Source organism: Chromobacterium sphagni (assembly GCF_001855575.1).
Lineage (GTDB): Bacteria > Pseudomonadota > Gammaproteobacteria > Burkholderiales > Chromobacteriaceae > Chromobacterium > Chromobacterium sphagni.
Window position 1 is genome coordinate 408,341 of the sequence record NZ_MKCS01000001.1, and the last position, 22,079, is coordinate 430,419.

The following is a 22,079-nucleotide window of genomic DNA, read 5'->3' on the forward strand; positions in this document are numbered from 1 at the left end:
GAGCGCTTTCGTGAACGAAAAACTGGCCAACCCGGCGCCGCTGGGCCTGATGGGCTTCGGCATGACCACCATACTCTTGAATATCCACAACGCCGGCTTTTTCCCGCTCAGCGCCATGGTGCTAGCGATGGGCCTGTGCTACGGCGGCCTGGCGCAACTCGCCGCCGGCGTCATGGAATTCCGCCGCGGCAACACCTTCGGCGTCACCGCCTTCCTGTCCTACGGCCTGTTCTGGCTGAGCCTGGTGCTGCTGCTGGTGCTGCCCAAGCTGGGCCTGGCCGACGCTACCCCGCCAGGCTATATGGCCTGGTATCTGCTGCTGTGGGGCGTGTTCACCTTGTTCATGCTGGCGGGCACCGTCAACTATCCGCGCATGAAGCAATTTGTTTTCGCCTCGCTGACCGTGCTGTTCTTCCTGCTGGCGGCGCGCGACTTCACCGGCAGCGCCGCCATCGGCGTCATCGCCGGCTTTGAGGGCATCGTGTGCGGCGCCAGCGCTGTGTATCTGGCGATGGCCACCGTGATCAACGAGCAATACGGTCGAAGCGTGCTGCCGATCGGCGCGCGCTGAACGCATCCGTCGGCGCCAAGCGCTGCCGTCCGCCTGTCGCAGGCGGGCGGCATTTTTCATTCCGGAGCGCCGAACGCCAAGCATGGCTTCAGTCATGGCGCCGGCGGCCGGGGGGCTAATGGCGATGCCGGCTGCGCCACAGCACCGCCGCCTGCACCAGAGCCGCCAGCAGCAAGGCGAATAGAAAGGCCGGTGCCAGCGCCATCCCGGGCAGCGCCCAGGCCAGGCTTAGGCAGAAGGCGACAAAGGCGTAGAAACCCTGCACCATGCCGCGCAGCAGCCGCACCGTGGCGGCGCTGCCGGCGCTCTGCTGGCTGAATACCGCCAGCACGCTGCCCAATACCGGAAACACCGCCAGCAGGCCGCTCAAGGCTGGACCCAGGCTGGCGGACACGCTGGTGATCAACAGCACCAGCGCCGCGCCGGCCAGCATCCGCGGCGCCATGCCGGCCTCGCGCAGCACGGCGCCGGGATCGGGAGGCGGCGGCTTGGGAAACAGATAGCCGGCGGCGGGCAGGAAAGCCAGGCCCAGCAGCGCGCCCTGCCCGGGCGACAGCCCGGCCAGCTGGCTCAGGCCGACGGCGGCGGCGTAGCCGGCCAAGCCCAAGGCCAGGCACGCCGGCCAGCGCCAGCGCAGCGCCGCCCAGCTGTAGGCGATGCCGAAGGCGATATTGGTGCTGGTGCCCAGCGCCGCGGCCAACGCGGCGCGCTGGGCGAAGGCCGGGCCGTGCTCCAGCGCCAGGATCAGCAGGATCGAGCCGGTGATCACCGGAAAGCCGGCCAGGGCGCCCGCCACCGCCGGACCCCATTTTTTGGCGGCGGCGCTGATCAGCCAGATCAGCGTCGGCACCAGCAGTAGTTTCAATAACAGCATCGAGTCTTTCTACCAGCGCGACAGGTGGTCTTCGGTGACGCCGGCCAGTTGCCGCACCGGATGGCGCTCGCCGCTGGCGGGATCGGTCAGGGTGCCGTCGAAGCGGCCTATCGGCTGCACGTACCGGCTGGCGGCGATGAGCAGGTTCTTGTCCTCGCGCCGCGCGCCTTCGGGCGTGAAGGCGAGATCCACCAGCCCGTCCTGGCTGCGGACGCGCCACGGCGCCAGCGGGTCGTCGGTCAGGTAGTCGAACTCCACCGCGCCGACGCGGAACAGCCGGCCGTCCAGCCACACCGCGTTTTCCGCGTTGCCCATATAGCCTTGTTGCAGATTGAACCCCATATGCCGGCCATGGGCGCTGGCCCAGCGCCAACGGGTTTCGCGCGCCAGCAGGCCGTTGGAGTAGTCCAGCGAGGCCGCCGCGCCTGACAGGGCGTAGCGGCCAGCCGGGCCGCGCGCCTCGCCTTCCACCGTCAGGCCGCCGCTTTTGTGGGTGCTGTGCGCCAGGTAGTTGGCCGGCGCGACCACCGCCAGCACCGGAGGCATGGCTGCCAGCGAGATGGCGGCGTTCAGCTGCAGTTCGCGGCTGTCCAGGCTCAATCGCAGCGTGTCGCCGTCGCGGGCGAAGCGCAGATCGACCCCGCCGAAGCGGAAATGGGCGTCGCCGAATGCGCGGTCGGCGACGCGGATGCCGACGCCGGGCAAGCCGTTGGCGCTGGCGGCGGCCGCCACCCGGCGGCTGCGGCGGTCGAACAGATAGGCGAAAGCGGTGCCGTTCCAGCCCACGTCCACCACCGCCGCGGCGATGAGGAAGTCGTCATGGGCGATGGCGGCGTATTGCCAGCGCTTGTGATGCAGGCGGCGGCCCAGCCGTTGCAGCGGCGACATCGCCAGGCCATTCCAGCTCAGGTCGGGAATGATGCCCTGATAGACGCCGAAGTCGGCCTGACCGGTTTCGGTGGCGAGCCTGGGCGGGGCAGGGGGGAGAATGGACATGGCGGCGGCTGCGGGAGTTCTGACTGCAGTCGAGTCTAGCTGGAATCCCCGTGTCATGACAGTCCGGCGGCCGGGCAACAATTGTTTAGCTTTGATCAAGGCGACAGGCATGCAACTTACGCGGCTTCGCGGCTATCATAAGCCCCATGATGAAACGCCGCCTGCTGTGCGCGCTGCTGGCCTCCGTGCTGGCGCAGCCGCTGATCGTCCGCGCCGATCTGCCCGACCTGGGCGAGATTTCCGACGCTTCCCTGTCCCTGACCGACGAGGCCCGCATCGGCCGCGACGCGCTGCGCGCGATGCGCGAGGCCGGCGACGTGCTGGACGATGCCGAGGTCAGTTCCTACCTTAACGATATCGGCGGCAAGCTGTCGGCGTCGGTGACGCTGCCCGGCGTGCATTTCACCTATTTCTGCGTCGCCGACACCGGCATCAACGCCTTCGCCATGCCCGGCGGCTACGTCGGCGTCAATATCGGCTTGATCCTGGCCACCCAGAGCGAGGGCGAGCTGGCGGCGGTGATGGGCCATGAAACCGCCCACGTCGCCCAGCGCCACATCGCGCGGATGCAGGCGGCCAGCAGCGCCACCAATCCGCTGTTGCTGTTGGGCACCATCGTCGCCGCCGCGCTGGCGGCCAAGGCCGGCAGCGGCGAGGGCGCGATGGGCGCGGTGTCGGCCGGCATGGGCCTGTCCATTTCGCGCCAACTGGCGTTCTCGCGCGATTTCGAGCGCGAGGCCGACCGCGTCGGCATGCAGTTCATGGGCAATGCCGGCTACGATGTGCGCTATATGGCGACCTTCTTCCAGCGCCTGGAGCAGGCCGGCCGCTACAGCGACACCATGGCCTACGCCTTCCTGCGCACCCACCCGGTGACGGTGGAGCGGATCAGCGAGGCGCAGAACCGCGCACTGGACTATCCGGTGCGGATGCGCGCCGACAGCATCGACTATCTGCTGGTGCGGGAAAAGCTGCGCACGCTTACCATGACGCCGGACGAGGCGCTGTTCTACTACAACAGCACCCTGCAGCGCGGCCTGTACTTGAACGAGGGCGCCAGCTGGTACGGTCTGGCGCGCGCCAAGCTGTTGCAGCACGACCGCGCCGGCGCCAGCGAAGCGCTGGCCAAGGCCCGCGCCAAGTTGCCGGACAATCCGATGTTGTATGGGCTGGAGGTGGAGATCGCCCGCGACGGCCGCGACTGGAGCGCGGCGGCGGCGGCGGCGCGCAACGGCCTCGCAGCCTTCCCGCGCAATACCGCGCTGCAGCTGTCGCAGATCGACGTCGCGCTGGACGGCGGCGACCGCGCCGGCGCGCAGAAGCTGCTGCGCCAGCAACTTAACGACCGCAGCGCCGATCCGGCGCTGTACCGGCTGCAGGCCAAGCTGTACGCCGACAAGGACCCGCTGCGCTACCACGAGGCGCTGGGCAACGCTTTTTATTACGAGCAGCGCTATTCATCGGCGCTGGAGCAGTACCAGCTGGCCAGCCAGGCCAAGGGCGATGACTTCTACCTGCGTTCGATGCTGGAGGCGCGCTTGCGCGAAGTGGAGCGGCTGGCCAAGGACGAGCGGAAGGCTGCGCGAAATTGAAACAATTGTTTCAAGTTCGCGCTTCTTATCGCAAAAAAACAACATGATGCGGCGCAGCATCGGTTTGTTTCGCGACTTCCCGCCGTCTTAGCCGCTGTCGGCTATTCCTTTGCGAATCCTTCCGGACGTACACTGGCTGGGTCGTAGCGAACACATTCGCAAATGAACATTTTTATTTGCGAATGTGTTCGTTTATAATCTCAAATCAAATAATTGGCTCGCTTTCGAGCCGATAGCATAATTGCGGGGCCGGCCGGTACTGACGCGGTCCCCGATGTCACCCGCTGTGAGGACCAGAGATGGCTGCAACTTTCCCTGACGATATCGATCCGTTGGAAACCCAGGAATGGACTGAAGCGCTTGAGTCGGTGCTGGATAACGAAGGCCCGGAACGCGCGCATTACCTGTTGGAAAAGCTGGTGGAGCGCACCCGCCGCCGCGGTGCCCACCTGCCGTTTGACGCGACCACCGCGTACCTGAACACCATCCCGGTCGGCAAGGAAATCAAGTCGCCCGGCAACCACGAGCTGGAACACCGCATCCGCTCGATCAACCGCTGGAACGCCGCCGCCATGGTGCTGCGCGCCGGCAAGAAGGATCTGGAGCTGGGCGGCCACATCGCATCGTTCCAATCCTCCGCCACCCTGTACGACGTCGGCTTCAACCATTTCTGGCGCGCCCAGAACGACGAGCAGGACGGCGATCTGATCTACTTCCAGGGCCATATCGCGCCCGGCGTCTACGCCCGCGCCTTCATGGAAGGCCGCCTCTCCGCCGCCCAGCTGGACAACTTCCGCCAGGAAGTGGACGGCCAGGGCCTGCCGTCCTACCCGCATCCGTGGCTGAAGGACGATTTCTGGCAGTTCCCCACCGTATCGATGGGCCTGGGCCCGCTGATGGCCATCTACCAGGCCCGCTTCCTGAAGTACCTGGAAAGCCGGGGCCTGGCCAAGACCCACGGCCGCAAGGTGTGGTGCTTCTGCGGCGACGGCGAGATGGACGAGCCGGAATCGCTGGGCGCCATCGCCATGGCAGCGCGCGAAGGCCTGGACAACCTAGTGTTCGTCATCAACTGCAACCTGCAGCGCCTGGACGGACCGGTGCGCGGTAACGGCAAGATCATCCAGGAACTGGAAGGCGACTTCCGCGGCTCCGGCTGGAACGTGCTGAAAGTCATCTGGGGCTCGCGTTGGGACCCGCTGCTGGCGATGGACACCAAGGGCCTGCTCAAGAAGCGCATGGACGAGTGCGTCGACGGCGACTACCAGACCTTCAAGTCCAAGGACGGCGCCTACGTTCGCGAACACTTCTTCGGCAAATACCCGGAGCTGCGCGAAATGGTGGCCAATATGTCGGACGAGGAAATCTGGAACCTCAACCGCGGCGGCCACGACCCGCACAAGGTGTACGCGGCTTACCATGAGGCCACCCACAATGCCAACGGCCGCCCGACCGTGATTCTGGCCAAGACCATCAAGGGCTACGGCATGGGCGCCTCCGGCGAGGCGATGAACATCGCCCACCAGGCCAAGAAAATGGATCTGGAAAGCCTGCGCAAATTCCGCGACCGCTTCGGCATCCAGGTTTCCGATGAAGATCTGGCCAAGGTGCCGTACTACCTGCCGGCGGAAGACAGCCCGGAAATGAAGTACATGCGCGAACGCCGCGCGGCCCTGGGCGGCTACCTGCCGGCCCGCAAGCCGGTGAAGACCGTGCTGGAAGTGCCGCAGCTGTCGGCATTCGACGGCCAGCTGCAATCGTCCGGCGAGCGCGAGTATTCCACCACCATGGCCTTCGTGCGCATGCTGGGCACCCTGCTGAAGGACAAGAACATCGGCAAGCGCGTGGTGCCGATCGTGCCGGACGAGTCCCGCACCTTCGGCATGGAAGGCATGTTCCGCCAGTACGGCATCTGGTCCACCCAGGGCCAGAACTATGTGCCGCAGGACGCCGATCAACTGATGTTCTACAAGGAATCCAAGGACGGCCAGATCCTGCAGGAAGGCATCAACGAGCCGGGCGCGATGGCCGACTGGATCGCCGCGGCGACCAGCTACGCCAACAGCAGCCAGCCGATGATTCCGTTCTACATCTACTACTCGATGTTTGGCTTCCAGCGCATCGGCGATCTGGCCTGGGCTGCCGGCGACATGCGCGCCCGCGGCTTCCTCTTGGGCGGCACCGCCGGCCGCACCACGCTGAACGGCGAAGGCCTGCAGCACGAAGACGGCCACAGCCACATCCAGGCCGGCCTGATTCCGAACTGCATCAGCTACGATCCGACCTATGCCTATGAGCTGGCTGTGATCATCCAGGACGGCCTGCGCCGCATGTACGTGGAACAGCAGGACGTGTTCTACTACCTGACGCTGATGAACGAGAACTACGCCCACCCGGCGATGCCGGCGGGCGCGGAAGCCGGCATCCTGAAGGGCATGTACCTGCTGCAGGACGGCGGCGACGCCAAGGCCAAGGTGCAGCTGATGGGCTCCGGCACCATCCTGCGCGAAGTGCTGGCCGCGGCGGATCTGTTGAAGAACGACTTCGGCGTGGCCGCCGACGTCTGGAGCGTGACCTCGTTCAACGAACTGCGCCGCGACGGCATGGACGTGGCCCGCCACAACCTGCTGAACCCGGTGGGCGAACAGCGCGTGTCCTACGTCGAGCAGCAACTGGCCAGCCGTCAGGGTCCGGTGGTTGCCGCAACCGATTACATCCGCAACTACGCCGACCAGATCCGCGAATACGTGCCTGGCCGCTACGTGGTGCTGGGCACCGACGGCTTCGGCCGCTCCGACAGCCGCGCCAACCTGCGCTCGTTCTTCGAGGTGGACCGTCACTACGTGGCGGTGGCAGCGCTGTCCGCCCTGGCGCGCGACGGCAAGATCGAAGCGGCCAAGGTGGCCGAGGCGATCGCCAAGTACGGCATCAAGGCCGACAAGCTGGCGAGCTGGAAGGTTTAAGCCGCCGACCGGGTAGGTCGCAGGCTCCGGCAGCCGGGCGGGAACGCCGGGAAGCGCCGGAGCTTGCGCCGTAACGAAGCCGAATATCGACGGGCCGCCAGCCTGCGCAGACCAAACGCTGCGCAGACCAGGGGGACCGCTCCACGGATGGAAAGCTCATGAGCAATCTGATCGAACTGAAAGTGCCCGACATCGGCGGGCACAGCAATGTAGACATCATCGAAGTATTCATCTCCGCCGGCCAGACCGTGTCGGTGGATGACTCCCTGATCACCCTGGAAACCGACAAGGCGACCATGGAAGTGCCGGCCGAAGCCGCCGGCGTGGTCAAGGAAGTGAAGGCCGTCGTAGGCGGCAAGATTTCCGAAGGCGACGTGATCGCCATCATCGAAGTGGGCGCGTCCGCCGCCGCGCCGGCTCCGGCCGCTGCGGCCCCGGCGCCCGTCGCCGCTCCTGCCGCGGCCCCGGCAGCCGCGCCTGCGCCAGCGGCCGCGTCCGCCGCCCCGGCCGCCAGCGGCCGCAGCGAAATCCGCGTGCCCGACATCGGCGGCCACAGCGGCGTCGACGTGATCGAAGTGTCGGTGAAGGTGGGCGATCAAATCGCCGTCGACGACAGCCTGATCACGCTGGAAACCGACAAGGCCACCATGGAAGTGCCGGCCACCGCCGCCGGCAAGGTGGTGGAAGTCAAGGTCAAGGTCGGCGACAAGGTCGGCGAAGGCGATCTGATCGTGGTGGTTGAGGGCGCTGTCGCCGCTTCGGCACCTGCCGCAGCCCCAGCGCCGGCTGCTGCCCCGGCTGTTCCGGCTCCGGCGGCCGTTGCGCCCGCAGCCGCGCCGGCCGTGGCGCCGGTTGCAGCCGCGGTGTCCGCCGCCATCGACGAAATCGCCTTCTCCAAGGCCCATGCCGGTCCGTCGGTGCGCCGCCTGGCGCGCGAACTGGGCGTGGATCTGGGCAAGGTCAAGGGCAACGGCCGCAAGGGCCGCGTCACCGAAGACGACGTCAAGGCCTTCGTCAAGGGCATCATGCAGAACCCGGCCGCGCTGGCTCCCGCCGCGCCGGCAGGCTCCGGCTCGGGCCTTGACCTGTTGCCGTGGCCCAAGGTGGACTTCGCCAAGTTCGGCCCGATCGAAACCAAGCCGCTGTCCCGCATCCAGAAGATCTCCGGCGCCAATCTGTCGCGCAACTGGGTGATGATCCCGCACGTCACGTTCAACGACGAGTGCGACATCACCGAGCTGGAAGACTTCCGCAAGACCGTGGGCAAGGAATGGGAAAAGTCCGGCCTGAAGATCAGCCCGCTGGCCTTCATCATCAAGGCCGCCGCCGAAGCGCTGAAGGCCTTCCCCAATTTCAATTCCTCGCTGGACGGCGACAACCTGGTGCTGAAGCAGTACTACCACATCGGCTTCGCCGCCGACACGCCGAACGGCCTGGTGGTGCCGGTGATCAAGGACGCCGACAAGAAGGGTCTGCGCCAGATCGCGCAGGAGCTGACCGACCTGTCCAAGCTGGCCCGCGAAGGCAAGCTGAAGCCGACCGACATGCAGGGCGCCACCTTCACCATCTCCAGCTTGGGCGGCATCGGCGGCACCAGCTTCACGCCTATCGTCAACGCGCCGGAAGTGGCCATCCTGGGCGTCTGCAAGTCGCAGATCAAGCCGGTGTGGAACGGCAAGGAATTCGAGCCGCGCCTGATGTGCCCGCTGAGCCTGTCCTTCGATCACCGCGTGATCGACGGCGCCGCAGCCGCGCGCTTCACCGTGCACCTGGGCAAGCTGTTGACCGACGTGCGCCGCCTGATCCTGTAATGGTAGGGCGGACGCCCCGCCGGGGCGCTCCGCCTTCTCCTTGCCGCTTGGAATACGGCGGAACGCCCGCGCCGCGGGCTTCCGCCCTAAGGATGGAAAGCCATGAGCAATCTGATTGAATTGAAAGTCCCGGACATCGGCGGCCACAGCAACGTGGACGTGATCGAAGTCTTCGTCAAGCCGGGCGACGTGATCGCCAAAGACGACAGCCTGATCACGCTGGAAACCGACAAGGCCACCATGGAAGTGCCGGCTGAAGCCGCCGGCACCGTCAAGGAAGTGAAAGTCGCCGTCGGCGGCAAAGCGTCCGAAGGCGACGTGATCGTCATCATCGAAGCCGCCGGCGCAGCCGCGGCTCCGGCAGCGCCCAAGCCGGTGGAAACCGTGGGCGTCGCCTCCGCCACCACCCAGGCCGGCTTCGCGCCGCAAGCCGCTCCGGTAGCCGCCTCGCACAGCGGCGGCGCCGATGTGGAATGCGACGTGATGGTGCTGGGCGGCGGCCCCGGCGGTTACTCCGCCGCCTTCCGCGCGGCCGACCTCGGCCTCAAGGTCGTCATCGTCGAGCGCTACTCCACGCTGGGCGGCGTCTGCCTGAACGTGGGCTGCATCCCGTCCAAGGCGCTGCTGCACAACGCGGCGGTGATAGACGAAGTGAGCCACCTGGCCGCCAACGGCATCAAGTTCGGCAAGCCGGAAGTGGACATCGACATGCTGCGCGGCTACAAGGAAAAGGTCATCGCCAAGCTGACCGGCGGCCTGGCCGGCATGGCCAAGGCGCGCAAGGTGGAAGTGGTGCGCGGCGTCGGCCATTTCCTCGACCCGCACCATATCGAAGTGTCGGTCACCACCGGCAGCGGCAGCGAAACCACCGGCGACAAGAAGGTGGTCAAGTTCAACAACGCCATCATCGCCGCCGGTTCGCGCGTGGTGAAGCTGCCCTTCATCCCGAACGACCCGCGCGTGGTGGACTCCACCGGCGCGCTGGAGCTGAAGTCCGTGCCGGGCAAGATGCTGATCGTCGGCGGCGGCATCATCGGCCTGGAAATGGGCACCGTCTACTCCACGCTGGGCGCGCGCCTGGACGTGGTGGAAATGATGGACGGCCTGATGCAGGGCGCCGACCGCGACCTGGTGAAGGTATGGCAGAAGTGGAACGCCCACCGTTTCGACAACATCATGCTGAACACCAAGACCGTGGGCATCGAGCCCAAGGAAGACGGGGTTTGGGTGACGTTTGAAGGCGCCAGCGCGCCGAAAGAGCCGCAGCGCTACGACATGGTGCTGTACGCCACCGGCCGCGCGCCCAACGGCAAGCTGCTGGGCGCGGAAAACGCCGGCGTGGCGGTCACCGACCGCGGCTTCATCCCGGTGGACAAGCAGCAGCGCACCAATGTGCCGCACATCTACGCCATCGGCGACATCGTCGGCCAGCCGATGCTGGCGCACAAGGGCGTGCACGAGGGCCACGTGGCGGCGGAAAATTGCGCCGGCCAGAAGGCCTACTTCGACGCCCGCGTGATTCCGGGCGTGGCTTACACTGATCCGGAAGTGGCTTGGGTCGGCGTGACGGAAGACGATGCCAAGAAGCAGGGCCTGAAGATCGAGAAGGGCGTGTTCCCATGGGCCGCTTCCGGCCGCGCCATCGCCAACGGCCGCGACGAAGGCTTCACCAAACTGATCTTCGACGCCGAAACCCACCAGATCATCGGCGGCGGCATCGTCGGCCCGCACGCGGGCGACATGATAGGCGAGGTGTGCCTGGCGATCGAGATGGGTTGCGACGCGACCGACATCGGCAAGACCATCCACCCGCACCCGACGATGGGCGAGTCCATCGGCATGGCGGCGGAAGTGGCGCACGGCACCTGCACGGACCTGCCGCCGCAGCGCAAGAAGTAAGGTTGGATCGGCGGTCATTTGATCGCCGTCGGATGAAGAAAGGGCAAGCCTGGGGGCTTGCCCTTTTGTTTTGATTGGATTGCATGATGATTGGGTTTTGTGGCGGAAGGCTGCCAAGCAGGTGGTTCGCCTCCACGGGTAGGGTGCGTCACCCCGCAGGGGCGACGCACCGGTTGTTGTGTCGCGGTTTTGTGTCCGCTTTGCGGACGATGGATTTTGATGGTGGGGCTGCCCGCCGGGCAGGTCAGGGCGCTGTGCGGGTAGGGTGTGTCACCCCGCAGGGGCGACGCACCGATTGTGGTGTTGTGGTTTTGTGTCCGCTTTGCGGACGATGATTTTGGTGCCGGTTCCGCCCGGCGAACGGGCCAGGGGCTGTGCGGCCAGCCCCTTGGCAATCCCAGGCTGCCCCAGCAGCGCGGCGAAACCCCGTCTCCAAAGCCATTCCCAAGGAGCCGCCGGAACTAGCGGGGCGCTAACGTCGCCCCGCGTCGAACAACCGGCGGCTTAAAACCTTGGAAATGGCTTCGGAGCCGGCTTGCGCCGATGGGGAATTAGGTGCATCGATATAGTCTTATCTTAATGTCAAGCAAAAAGACATAAAGAGCAATAATCGAATGGAAAATCTAGGTTACTAGTAAATATAAAAATGCCGCCCAAGGGCAATATTTATATTCAAATTAATATGTCGATCAACTCAATTAGATTTAGCATTCAATAAAATTCTATGATAAATCTCAACAAGCTTATTTTTTTCGCCCGCGATAGTCTTTGCCTCTTTAAAAGAGCAAAAAGAAACAACATTGTTTAACTGTTTCTCTTTCAACACTACTTCATCTATTTCAAAAAGAGATAATTGCTTTGGATTATTTTTCATTTTTTAGCTCCTCAATTAAGCTCTTACTATTTAAATTATCTGTAACAAAAGCCTCTAAACTTTTCAAGGCTGCTAAAGACTTTTCATGCCTAGGTATCGCTTCCTGCGGCTTAATCTTTATTATTTTACCATCTTTTTTCCTGCCAGGCAAGGGGAAGGAAAATAAGTCTAGATATCTACGAGGTGATACACCCTCATAAGCAAGCAACCTAAGCTTTGAATCATCCTTTTCATTCTCGGTTATCGAATCATGATGCAGAGAAGTTGCCAAACTTTTTCTATATGGCTCAATATAGTAAACTTCCTCAATTCCAGCAGCAACAATATGCCTTGCACATGAATGACATGGATAGGTAGTACAATATAGTTTAGCTTGACTTAAAGGTCTACCTGCAGAAACAATTGCATGCATTTCTGCATGAACTGCCCTAGAAAACTCTATTAATCCCTTTAACTTATAATTACGCTGAAGGCTAGATATTGCTTCTTGCTTCTTATTCTTATGCAACAGACCCGCAGAAATTAGTTCATCTGCAATCAATCTAGCTAGTTTACTTTTTTCATTATCATTGTAGCACTTCCCACCTTTATTCCAGCATCGATTATCTACATTGCGGCCATTAGAGTACAAGCCACCGCCAAAACGTGGTACATCGTTCCATCCAACGGAAATTATAACTCCATTTTGATCCGTGATAGATGCACCAACTTGCCGAGATAAACATGCAGAATTATTAGCTGCAGCAGCTGCTGCATACATAGCAGCTTCTGCTTGAGATGGTGTAATAACTTTTGTTCCAAAAATTAGATCTAAATATCTTCTTACTTTCTCTTCTATAACTGAGTTAGTTTGCTCTTCAACTCTAATGAAGATATCTGAAAGTGGAAACGTTTCAGACACCCTCTGGCCAAAGTTCATTTCCTCCCCAGAATCACGATCCATTAACTGATAAATTTTATCACTCGACACTCCTCTATTCTCTAAGTTCTTAACTCTTTCTTCCACCGGAGAAAATACTCCTATAGAAAAAAGTATTTCACCGTAAATATGGCGTAAGATATCTAGCTCCGCCTCATGCTTAATCGAGTTTATTATGTAGCAAGACCGCTTATTTTCTTGATTAAATCGTTCTCTATCAACAGCTATTTGATTAATTGCAAGTTCAGCAAGAATAGCATTCCCATGTTTATTACGTAGCGCATCCCCCTCAGCTATCGATTCGCTTATTCTAGTGTATTCATCTACTTCATCTTCAAATAGATCACTCCCTTCTTTTGCCTTATGTTTTTTAATAAAATCACTTAACCTTATTACCTCACATTCATACCCATATTCTTTATCAAGAACATCAAAAATAATCTGGCATACTTCATGAATCGGGGAGCCAATTGGACCACATAGTGCTATTACCAGCTCATGTGTATATGTTTTCCTCACTCTCTCCCTAGAATCATTCGAACCATCAGTATTGATTTGATCATTTGCAGCCAGATTTAGTTTTGGTGCTTCTTTAGGGAGTGCGGACATTTTAATTCCTAGTTATTAATAGAACTAATTCCTGACATAAATCTATATGACAAAGTATTTATTTGCAAGATTTTTATTACATCGCGGCAAATAACATAATAACGTTATACACACTCATCTTATTTTCAAAATCACATCTATAAATGCGACATCATCACTCAATACCGTGTTAGGAAAACAGAACCAACGTACCATTATCCCCATCAGCGCAAGCCGGCTCCGAAGCCATTCCCAAGGTCTTAAGCCGCCACTTGTTTGAGCGGGGCGACGTTAGCGCCCCGCGAGTTGGGCGGCGCCTTGGGAATGGCTTTGGAGACGGGGTTTCGCCGCGCTGTTGGGGCGGCTTGGGGGTGCCGGGGGGCTGGCCGCGCAGCCCCCTGGCCCGCCCTCTGGGCGGAACCCAAACGTGATAAAACGACATGTTCCGATCAGAGATGAACTGCGGTATCACGTAGTACAAGCTGCTGATTACGCACTAATGCTTAATGCATTGACATGGACTGGGCGGAGACTTACTTTGATGCTTCTCTCAAAGCATAAGCTGCACCCGCCCAGTTCTGGCGGTATCATTACGCCTTCTTTCTAGGCGTGCGTTCGCACGTCGCAAGAGATCAAGGGGGGTGTCGGGTATCCGCAAGGACCCGGACGACTTATGCCGTTGAGAGCGCCCCCACCCCGATACGGTGGACTTCTCATCTCAAAGCATAAGGAGGCCATCATGGCCATGATCAATCGTATTGCTGAGGCGCTTCTTGTCCTCGGTCGCTACCCGCTACATATCGCTAGTTCCCAAGCATCCAGCCTGCTTGAGGAGACTCAGCCATGAACCACCACCTCGACCTCTCCGTAAACCTCCCCCTCCGCCTCGACTACGCCAAAAACTTCCCGCTGCGCGTCATCCGCCGCGAGGAGGGTTTCTGGTTCGTCGCCGCCGAAATCGCCGCTTCGATGAAGCAGGAAGTGGAGGACCTGCTGCACACGCTGGAACAACCCGCCGGCCGCTTGCTGTTGCTGGCAGGCGAGGACGAGCCGGTGCTGTGCCTGTCGGAAGGCGAGCTGGACGAGGTGGTCAGAAGAATCAAGAAGCCGGGCGCGCGGCGTTTGCGGCGCTGGTGGCAGGAACAGACGCGGCCGGCGCTGCTGCATGAGGGCGGGCCGGCCACCACGGCGGAGAGTCTGCATCTGGCGCTGGCCTTGGCTGCCGAGGCGGCGCAGCAGGTGGGCAGGGCGGTGATGGAGGCGGTGCTGCGCGGCCCCGGGCCTTGGCAGCATTCGCGCTGGGTGGTGGCCTTGGATTACGAGCGCCACAACAAGCAGCGCTGGCCGCATGGCAAGCTGATCGGCCTCACCAGCTCCGTCGCCACGCTGGAGGGCTTGGCGGAGCTGATTGCCGAACCGGGCAGGATACCGGTGAACAATACCGATCTGGTCAAACTGGCTTCCGCCTGCCACTTGCGGCTGGCGGAGCGGATGGGGCGGATGGCCGGTTGATCGTACAGAGGGTTCATGATGCGGGGCAGGCTGGTGGCTGCCCTGTTTTCTGCGGCTGAGCGGCTGGTTTGGCTAAGCAGCCTAGCGCCCTTCGCCCTTTCCCGCAGGCGGCTCCACCCCCACTACCCGGTCGCGGCCGCCGTCCTTGGCCTGGTACAGCGCCTTGTCCGCCCGCGCCAGGGTGTTGTGGATGCGCTCGCCTTCCGCCCACAGCGTGACGCCGACCGAGAAGGTCTGGTTGTCAGGCAGGTTTCGCCGCAGCGAGTCAATGCGGGTCATCGCTTGCGGCAAGTCGCAGTCCATCAGCGCCAGCACGAACTCCTCGCCGCCGAAGCGGGCGAACAGGTCCGATTGCCGCATCCGCGACTTGATCAAAATGGATACTTCCCGCAGCAGGCGGTCGCCTTCCGGGTGGCCGTGGCTGTCGTTGAATTGCTTGAAATGATCCAGATCGAACAGCGCCACCGCGATCGGCTGGCGGTAGCGCTTGGCTGCGGCCAGCATCATTTCTATCTGGATGTCCCAGGTGCGGCGGTTGGGCAGCTGGGTCAACTCGTCGGTGCCGGCCAGCGACTCCAGCTTCTGCATCAGGCCGCGCATCTGGCCCAGCCATTTGTGCAGCAGCCGGACCAGCAGGATGCCCATGGCGCTGGCGATGATCCACATTACCAGCATCATCCAGCGGGCGACGATGCCGTAGGAGTTGGATTGCGCCACTTTCTTCATCAGGTCCAGCGTGATGGATACCGCCAGCGCGTTGGTGTTTTGCGAGATGTGGTTGAAGATCTGGATCTCCTCGCCCATCACCAGATTGGACGCCTTGTCGCGGGCGGCGGGCGCGCCGCTGCGGTACATGGCGATGATCTGGGCGTCCAGCGCCATGAAGCTGTCGAAATCCTGTTGCACGCTGTCCAGCAGGTTGCGCTGGTCGCCGGCCAGCGGCATCGTGCGCAGAACGTGAATGTCGCGGCGGAAATTGCTGGCGGAGCGCAGGAATTCGGCGCGGGATACGGCGTCGTTGCCGGCGGCGCCATCGACGTGGCGGATGATGTCGAAGGCGTAGCCGGTCTGCCAACCGTTGAGGTCGGCGGCGTCGAACTTTACCGCCATCGCCGCCTGGGCGATGGAGATGTAGTCGACGATCTCCGACCGGCCGTTTTCCTCCAGCTTTTCGATGTAAAACGACAGCACTGGCAACAGGCCCATGCAGATCAGGATGGGAGCGGCCACCATAATGGTCTTCAGGATGATGCCCTTGTCGCTTTTGTCGAACATGGCGGCCTCGCCGAAGTTTTAACGGACATTCACAAGCTTTGCGCGCAAGACGAGGCGGTGCCGATGTTTGCCCGGCCGCAGCGGCCGGCCGCAAGGCGGATGGCGGCGGGCTGGAGCCTGCCTGATTCACGATAGATGGTTTTGCCGCGGTCGCGGGCCGGGACGCGGAAATGTCCCGTTTTTGCTAAACCATCGACGCCAAGCATGCCGTATGGCCATGGCTTCGGCATGACGACGCGGTTTGCCGCGTGATGGCCGTTGCGAGCGACGATGCGGGCAAGACGGTTGTTGCGGGCCATGGGACTGGGCGCCGCCGGTGCAAGTGAACGGTTGCGGTTGGGTCCGCATGGACGAGGCGCGGATTTTCATGGTTTCATCATATTGTCCGCCATTGAACTACCTGATGCGCGCGGCTGTCTGACACCCCTTGTTCGACAATCGTTTGCCGTCGCCAGCCCGACCGACTTCCGTTACCATGCAGCATTCCCCAATGAACCGGACCATGCCAAGCGCTTCCCTCGTTTTCGACCGCCCGCATCCCCTCCGCCGCTGCGTCCGCAACGGGCGGCTGCTGGCGTTGGCGGCCTACCTGCTGGCCGCCCAGGCGCAGGCCAAACTCGACTACACGGTGGAGATAGACGCGCCGTCCAATCTGGCGCAGTTGTTGCGCGACAATCTGGAGCTGGTGGAAAACCAGCAGGATCCGGATATCGACCAGAGCTGGCTGGAGGCGCTGGTGAAGAGCACGCCCGACGACGCGAAGAAACTGCTGGAGACCGAAGGCTATTTCGGCGCCAACGTGGATGTGGCGCTGCAGAGCGGCAACCGGGTTAAGGTGAGGGTCGTGCCGGGCGAGCCGGTGCTGATCGACGATGTCACCATCCGCCTGGATGGCCCGATCCGCCAGGAGAGCGACTATCAGCAGCGCTTCGCCCAAGTGCTGGAGGCCTGGTCCTTGCCGATGGCCGCGCCGTACCGGCAGACCGATTGGGACGTCAGCAAGCGCGCGGTATTGCGCAAGGTGCAGGCCGACCGTTTTCCCAAGGCGCGCATCGTCAGCAGCGAAGCCAGGATAGATCCGTCCACGCGCCGAGCCGTGCTGGAGGTGGTGGTGGACAGCGGTCCGCTGATTCGCTTCGGCGCGATCAAGGTCAACGGCCTGAAGCGCTATCCGGAAAAACTGGCCACCGGCATGGCCGATTTCAATTCCGGCTCGCCCTACCAGCAGGACAAGCTGCTGGCTTTCCAGTCGGCGCTGGAGCAGTCGCCGCAGTTCTCGTCGGTGATCGTCAGCGCCGATTTCGACCACATCGCCGACAACCGCGTGCCGGTGACGGTGGATGTGGTGGAGCTGCCGAAGAAAAAGCTGGAACTGGGTCTGACCTATGATTCCGACGTCGGACCCGGCGTGCGGGTGGGCTACGACCACTACAATCTGTTCCAGCAGGGCTGGACCGGCTCGGCCTTGATCGACTGGAAGCGCGAGCAGCAGTCGCTGAGTTTCGGCCTGGGCTTCCCGCGCGAGTCGGACGGCTATTCCCATTCCCTCACCAGCTCGTTCAAGTCGGAAGACGTGCAGGGCGTGAAGACCAAGACCATAGACGCCGGCGCCTGGCGCCTGCGCAGCCGCGGCAATATCGAGGCGCGGATGGGGGTGGAGTTCCTCAAGGAAAGCGCGGAGGCCGGTGGCGTCACCTCCAGCGACACCCACGTCACCCAGCTGGTGTACGGCTGGACCCAGCGCGCGGTGGACGATCTGATGCGGCCGCGCAACGGCTATCTGCTGGATGGCCAGTTGTCCGGCTCGCTGGGCGCGCTGGCCTCTTCCACTTCCATGGTGCGCGCCTATGGCCGCGCGGTCGGCTACTGGTCGCCCTTCCCCAAGTACGGCACCTTCGTCGCCCGGCTGGAGCTGGGTCAGGTATGGGCCAAGGAGGGCGCGCAAGTACCTTCGGCGCTGCTGTTCCGCGCCGGCGGCGCCAATAGCGTGCGCGGCTACGATTACCAGAGCCTGGGCTTGCCCGGTCCCAATGGCTCGGTGCTGGGCGGCCGGGTGGTGGCTACCGGCAGCGTGGAGTACCAGATCCCGGTAAAGCCGGACTGGTATCTGGCGCTGTTCTCCGATGCCGGCAATGCCGCCGACAGCTGGAAGGGCTTCCAGACCATGCGCGCCAACGGCGTGGGCGTGCGTTGGATGAGCCCGGTGGCGCCGCTGTCTTTCGATATCGCCAAGGCGGAGGGGGACGGCAAGATACGCTGGAACCTCAGCCTGGGCCTGGCTTTCTAGACCGCTGCAATCATGAGCGAAAATCAAAACCATACCCCCGAAACGCCGGAAACCGCGCCCGCCGCGCCGGTCCGGCCGCGCCGCTGGCGCATGGCGTTCTCTTGCCTGGCGCTGCTGCTGGCGCTCTTTCTGGCCGCGCTGGGCTGGCTCAGCGCCAGTCCGGCCGGTTTCGCCTGGGCGCTGGGCCAGCTGGGCAAGCTCACCGGCCAGCAACTGAGCGTGGGCTCGGCGCAGGGTACGCTGTGGCAGGGCTTCACCCTGCGCGACATCCGTCTGCGCAGCGCCGCCGACGACGTAGACATCGAATCGCTGCGGCTGGACTGGCTGCCGGCGGCGCTGTGGCGCGGCGAAGTGCACGTCCGCCGGCTGGCGCTCGGTCATGTGCGGGTGCTCAGCCGGCCGGCGCCGGAGCAGAAGAGCGCGCCGTTTGAAGTGCCGCGTTCGCTGGCGCTGCCGTTCCGGCTGAAGGTGGACCAACTGAGCTTGGCCAGCCTGACGCTGGAGCCGGCGCATTTCAGCCTGTACCGGCTGCAGGCGGCATACGATTACGACGGCGCGCGCCACCGGCTGCAATTGCAGCGGCTGGACTCGCCCTGGGGCGAGGCGCGCGCCGGCCTGACCCTGGCCGCCGCATCGCCGTTCGCCTTGTCCGGCCAATTGGCCGCCAGCGGCGAGCTGGAGCAGGTGCCGGTCAAGGCCAGGCTGGACCTGTCCGGCAATCTGCTCAAGCCGTCCTTCTCCGGCGAGATGGACGGCAAGGGCGTCAGCGTGGACCTGAGCGGCGCGCTGCGGCCCTTCGACGCCAATCCCTTCAACCGCCTGGTGCGGCTGGACGCCCGCGTCGGTAACATCAATCCGCAAGCGATACTGCCCAGCTGGCCCAAGGCGCGGCTCAGCTTCGCGGTGTTCGCCGAGCCGGACGCCGGCCAGCGGGTGAAGGGCGGGCTGACGCTGGTCAACACCGATCCCGGCCCGCTGTCGGCGCAGCGTCTGCCCTTGTCGCTGCTGGTGGGCGAATTCCGCGCCGACGAGCAGGCGCTGGAGCTCTACAACAGCCATGCCGAGCTGGCCGGCGGCCGGCTGGGCCTGTCCGGCGAGATCAGGCCGGACCGGCTGAAGCTGGCGCTGGATCTGGACCGGCTGGCCTTGCGCCAGCTGCACGCCTCGGCGCCGGACGATGCGATCAGCGGCCGCGTGACCGCCGAAGGCGAGTTCAGCGCTCCGCGCTTCGACGCGCAGCTGAAAGGCAAGTGGCTGCAGGCCAGCGCGCTGGCCGAGCTGAGTGGTGGCAAGCAGCCGGCGCTGCTGTTGAAGAAGCTGGAGCTGGGCGCCGGCAGCGGCGTGGTCAGCGCCAACGGCAAGCTGAGCCTGTCCGGCAAGCGGCTGTTCGAACTGAACGGCAAGCTGGGCCACGCCGACCCGTCGCGGCTGCTGGACAGCCTGCCCAAGGGCGACCTCAACGCCACGCTGAAAATGGCCGGCCAACTGGCCGAGCCGATGGAGGTGGGCGCCAAGCTGCAGTTCGCCCCCAGCCGGCTTTCCGGCGCGCCGCTGTCCGGCAGCGCCAGCGTGCTGCTGGGCGAGACGCGGCTGAAACAGCTGCTGCTGGACCTGAAGCTGGCCGACAACCGGCTGCAGGCCAGCGGCAGCTACGGCGTGGCAGGCGACAAGCTCAAGCTGGCGGTCAACGCGCCGAATCTGTCGCTGCTGGGGCCGGGTTTCGCCGGCACCGTGCAGGGACAGGGCGAGCTGGGCGGCGTGCCCAAGGCGCCGCTGCTTAACGCCAAGCTGCAGGCCGAACGCTTGCGGCTGCCCGGCGGAGTCACGCTACAATCCATGCAGTTCGCCGGCAACATCAAGGCCGACCAGGCCAGCCCTTTCCAGCTGAGCCTGGACGTGGCCGCGTTGCAGGTCGGCGATTTGCGCGCCGAACAGCTGCATGCCCGCTCGGCCGGCACCCGCGCCCGCCACAGCCTGCAACTGGACGGCCGCTTCCATCTGGAGCAGCAGAATTACGCGTTGCAGCTGGCGGCGGCGGGCGGACTCAGCCTGGACAACCGCTGGCAGGGCAGCCTGCAGAAGCTGGAGTTGGCTGGCAAGCCAAGTCTCAGCCTGCAGGCCCCGGCTGATCTGGCGCTGGGCGCCGACGGCCAAGTCAAGCTGGGCGCCGCTCGCCTGGCGCTGCTGGGCGGCAATCTGAACCTCGCCGAGCTGACGCGCCAGGCGGGCGGCGCGCTCAGCAGCCATGGCAGCGCGCGCGGCCTGCGCCTGAGCGAGCTGGGTCCGTGGCTTAAGCTGCCGGTGGAGCAGAACCTGCAATTCGACGCCGACTGGAGCCTCAATCCTGCCGGGATCGGCCAACTGGCGCTGTGGCGCAGCGGCGGCGACGTGCAGTTGCCGCTGGAAAAGGGCAGGCATGTCGCGCTGGGCCTGAAGACCGCGCGGGCGGAACTGAAGCTGGACGGCAGGCAGCTGGCCTTCACTGTCAGCCTGGACAGTCGCTTCGCCCAGGCCCAGGGCCAGGGCAGCCTGCCATGGAACGGCGGCCGCATCGACGGCCATACGCCGTTGTCCGGCACGCTGCGCGCCAGCCTGCCGTCGCTGGCGGCGCTGGCGGAGCTGACCGGCCCGGGGCTGGAGCTGGCCGGGCAATTGTCGGCCAACCTGGAGCTGAGCGGCCCGCTGCAGATGCCGCAGGCGCAAGGCCAGATACGCGGCGACAAGCTGAAGCTGGCCGACCGCCGCACCGGGGTGTCGTTGGCTGACGGCAGCCTGCTGGCGCGGATGGACGGCCGCCGGCTCACGCTGCAGCAGCTGCGTTTCATCAGCGGCAAGGGCGAGGTGAACGCCAGCGGTTCGCTGGATTTCAGCGATGCCCAGCCCGACGCCCGGGTGAAGGTGACGCTGCAGAAATTCAGCGTGTTCGACCGGCCCAACCGCCGGCTGGTGGTGTCCGGGGAGAGCGAGCTGGCCTTCGTCGGCGGCAAGTTGTCGCTGACCGGCCGCATTCGCGCCGACCAGGGCCGGGTGGGGCTGCCCAAGCTGGGCGCGCCTGATCTCGGGGCCGATGTGGTGGTGCTGGGGCGGCCGGCGGCCGAGCCTTCGGCCTTCGCCGCCATGCCGCTGACGGTGGCGCTGGACCTGGACCTGGGCGAGCGCTTCCGTTTCTCCGGCCAGGGGCTAGACGTCGAGCTGTCCGGCCTGGTGCACGTCAGCGCCAATCCGGGCGAGGCGCCGGCGGCCAGGGGCCAGGTCAAGGTGGACAAGGGCCGTTACAAGGCCTACGGCCAGGATCTGGACATCACGTTCGGGGCCATCACCTTCAACGGCCCGCTGGACAACCCGCTGCTCAATGTCCAGGCCAAACGCCGGCTGTCGCCGGTGGGGGCGGGGGTGGAGGTCAGCGGTTCGGTGGCGGCGCCCAAGGTGCGGCTGATCACCGACGACCCGATGACCGACAAGGACAAGCTGGCCTGGCTGGTGCTGGGTCGCGCCGCCAGCGGCGACCGCGACAACAACGATCTGGCGGCCTCGGCCGGCATGATGCTGGCCGGCTCGATCAACGATCACATCGGCCTGTTCGACGACCTGGGTGTGTCCAGCCGCAAGGAGAAGACGCTGGCCAACGGCACGGTGAGTCCGGCGGAGCAGGTGGTGACGGTGGGCCGCCAGCTGACGCGCGAGCTTTACCTGGGCTACGAATACGGCATCAGCAGCGCCGACCAGGCGGTGAAGCTCGCCTACCAGCTGTCCAAGGGCTGGTCGGTGGTGTTGCGCGCCGGCACCGCGATGTCGGCCGAATCGCGCTATACGCTTCGTTTTGATTAGTAATGTCTAGTTATTTGACCTTGTTGCTGTTGGCAGATGCTAAAATGGCCAGATAGTACAAGGTAGCAGGCCGCAGTCGGCTGGCGCCGA

At 63.6% G+C, this 22,079-nt stretch carries 14 protein-coding genes; 8 read left to right on the forward strand and 6 right to left on the reverse strand.

Features of this window, described 5'->3' with window-relative positions:
* Positions 1 to 10 precede the first annotated feature (10 nt).
* The gene (locus BI347_RS02035; protein ID WP_071115193.1) at positions 11 to 571 is read left to right on the forward strand and encodes an acetate uptake transporter; all 561 of its coding nucleotides are present in this window, start codon (positions 11 to 13) and stop codon (positions 569 to 571) included.
* A gap of 115 nt (positions 572 to 686) precedes the next feature.
* Here BI347_RS02035 and BI347_RS02040 read toward each other — a convergent pair whose 3' ends face one another.
* Entirely contained in the window at positions 687 to 1,445 is a 759-nt protein-coding gene (locus BI347_RS02040) for a hypothetical protein (RefSeq protein WP_071111461.1), read from the reverse strand.
* A 9-nt stretch (positions 1,446 to 1,454) separates the two neighbouring features.
* A complete protein-coding gene (locus tag BI347_RS02045; protein WP_071115194.1) occupies positions 1,455 to 2,441 on the reverse strand; it encodes a DUF2804 domain-containing protein in 987 nt (328 codons plus the stop codon).
* A 146-nt stretch (positions 2,442 to 2,587) separates the two neighbouring features.
* Between BI347_RS02045 and BI347_RS02050 the strand changes: the two genes are divergently transcribed.
* From BI347_RS02050 to lpdA, 4 genes are all read left to right on the forward strand, one after another.
* Positions 2,588 to 4,033, forward strand: coding sequence for a M48 family metalloprotease (locus BI347_RS02050; protein WP_239690804.1), 1,446 nt, complete (start codon positions 2,588 to 2,590; stop codon positions 4,031 to 4,033).
* Positions 4,034 to 4,332: 299 nt separating this feature from the next.
* Complete coding sequence (gene aceE, locus BI347_RS02055; RefSeq protein ID WP_071111459.1) at positions 4,333 to 6,996, forward strand: pyruvate dehydrogenase (acetyl-transferring), homodimeric type; 2,664 nt, start codon at positions 4,333 to 4,335, stop codon at positions 6,994 to 6,996.
* A gap of 158 nt (positions 6,997 to 7,154) precedes the next feature.
* Positions 7,155 to 8,807 carry a dihydrolipoyllysine-residue acetyltransferase gene (gene aceF / locus BI347_RS02060; protein WP_071115195.1) on the forward strand — a complete coding sequence of 551 codons (1,653 nt, stop codon included), beginning with the start codon at positions 7,155 to 7,157 and terminating at the stop codon, positions 8,805 to 8,807.
* A 102-nt stretch (positions 8,808 to 8,909) separates the two neighbouring features.
* Positions 8,910 to 10,706: a dihydrolipoyl dehydrogenase gene (gene lpdA, locus BI347_RS02065; protein WP_071115196.1), complete on the forward strand. Its 1,797-nt coding sequence runs from the start codon at positions 8,910 to 8,912 to the stop codon at positions 10,704 to 10,706.
* A gap of 694 nt (positions 10,707 to 11,400) precedes the next feature.
* Here lpdA and BI347_RS23380 read toward each other — a convergent pair.
* Together BI347_RS23380 and BI347_RS22430 are read right to left on the reverse strand one after the other, a co-directional pair.
* Complete coding sequence (locus tag BI347_RS23380) at positions 11,401 to 11,580, reverse strand: hypothetical protein (RefSeq protein ID WP_139167159.1); 180 nt, start codon at positions 11,578 to 11,580, stop codon at positions 11,401 to 11,403.
* On the reverse strand, positions 11,570 to 13,108 hold the full coding sequence (locus tag BI347_RS22430; RefSeq protein WP_083338639.1) for an anti-phage dCTP deaminase: 1,539 nt from the start codon (positions 13,106 to 13,108) through the stop codon (positions 11,570 to 11,572). The genes BI347_RS23380 and BI347_RS22430 overlap by 11 nt, the downstream gene beginning before the upstream one ends.
* A gap of 822 nt (positions 13,109 to 13,930) precedes the next feature.
* On the opposite strand from BI347_RS22430, the gene BI347_RS02070 reads away from it, so the two are divergent.
* Positions 13,931 to 14,599: a BRO-N domain-containing protein gene (locus tag BI347_RS02070; protein ID WP_071115197.1), complete on the forward strand. Its 669-nt coding sequence runs from the start codon at positions 13,931 to 13,933 to the stop codon at positions 14,597 to 14,599.
* Between the two features lie 81 nt (positions 14,600 to 14,680).
* Here the strand turns inward: BI347_RS02070 and BI347_RS02075 are convergent, their stop codons facing one another.
* Together BI347_RS02075 and BI347_RS23385 are read right to left on the reverse strand one after the other, a co-directional pair.
* A complete protein-coding gene (locus BI347_RS02075; RefSeq protein WP_071115198.1) occupies positions 14,681 to 15,874 on the reverse strand; it encodes a GGDEF domain-containing protein in 1,194 nt (397 codons plus the stop codon).
* 29 nt (positions 15,875 to 15,903) lie between these two features.
* Complete coding sequence (locus BI347_RS23385; protein ID WP_139167160.1) at positions 15,904 to 16,173, reverse strand: hypothetical protein; 270 nt, start codon at positions 16,171 to 16,173, stop codon at positions 15,904 to 15,906.
* Positions 16,174 to 16,376: 203 nt separating this feature from the next.
* Here BI347_RS23385 and BI347_RS02080 point away from each other — a divergent pair, with 203 nt between their 5' ends.
* Together BI347_RS02080 and BI347_RS02085 are read left to right on the forward strand one after the other, a co-directional pair.
* A complete protein-coding gene (locus tag BI347_RS02080; RefSeq protein WP_239690805.1) occupies positions 16,377 to 18,161 on the forward strand; it encodes an autotransporter assembly complex protein TamA in 1,785 nt (594 codons plus the stop codon).
* Positions 18,162 to 18,173: 12 nt separating this feature from the next.
* The gene (locus tag BI347_RS02085; protein WP_071115199.1) at positions 18,174 to 21,989 is read left to right on the forward strand and encodes a translocation/assembly module TamB domain-containing protein; all 3,816 of its coding nucleotides are present in this window, start codon (positions 18,174 to 18,176) and stop codon (positions 21,987 to 21,989) included.
* Positions 21,990 to 22,079: the final 90 nt, after the last annotated feature.

Excerpts from the sequence above, each read along its gene's own strand:
- BI347_RS02050 (WP_239690804.1), top strand. The coding sequence starts at position 2,588 with ATGATGAAACGCCGCCTGCTGTGCGCGCTGCTGGCCTCCGTGCTGGCG.
- BI347_RS02070 (WP_071115197.1), top strand. The coding sequence starts at position 13,931 with ATGAACCACCACCTCGACCTCTCCGTAAACCTCCCCCTCCGCCTCGAC.
- BI347_RS02085 (WP_071115199.1), top strand. The coding sequence starts at position 18,174 with ATGAGCGAAAATCAAAACCATACCCCCGAAACGCCGGAAACCGCGCCC.
- BI347_RS02045 (WP_071115194.1), bottom strand. The coding sequence starts at position 2,441 with ATGTCCATTCTCCCCCCTGCCCCGCCCAGGCTCGCCACCGAAACCGGT.
- lpdA (WP_071115196.1), top strand. The coding sequence starts at position 8,910 with ATGAGCAATCTGATTGAATTGAAAGTCCCGGACATCGGCGGCCACAGC.
- aceE (WP_071111459.1), top strand. The coding sequence starts at position 4,333 with ATGGCTGCAACTTTCCCTGACGATATCGATCCGTTGGAAACCCAGGAA.
- BI347_RS23385 (WP_139167160.1), bottom strand. The coding sequence starts at position 16,173 with ATGGCCCGCAACAACCGTCTTGCCCGCATCGTCGCTCGCAACGGCCAT.
- BI347_RS02040 (WP_071111461.1), bottom strand. The coding sequence starts at position 1,445 with ATGCTGTTATTGAAACTACTGCTGGTGCCGACGCTGATCTGGCTGATC.
- BI347_RS22430 (WP_083338639.1), bottom strand. The coding sequence starts at position 13,108 with ATGTCCGCACTCCCTAAAGAAGCACCAAAACTAAATCTGGCTGCAAAT.
- BI347_RS23380 (WP_139167159.1), bottom strand. The coding sequence starts at position 11,580 with ATGAAAAATAATCCAAAGCAATTATCTCTTTTTGAAATAGATGAAGTA.
- aceF (WP_071115195.1), top strand. The coding sequence starts at position 7,155 with ATGAGCAATCTGATCGAACTGAAAGTGCCCGACATCGGCGGGCACAGC.
- BI347_RS02080 (WP_239690805.1), top strand. The coding sequence starts at position 16,377 with ATGCCAAGCGCTTCCCTCGTTTTCGACCGCCCGCATCCCCTCCGCCGC.
- BI347_RS02075 (WP_071115198.1), bottom strand. The coding sequence starts at position 15,874 with ATGTTCGACAAAAGCGACAAGGGCATCATCCTGAAGACCATTATGGTG.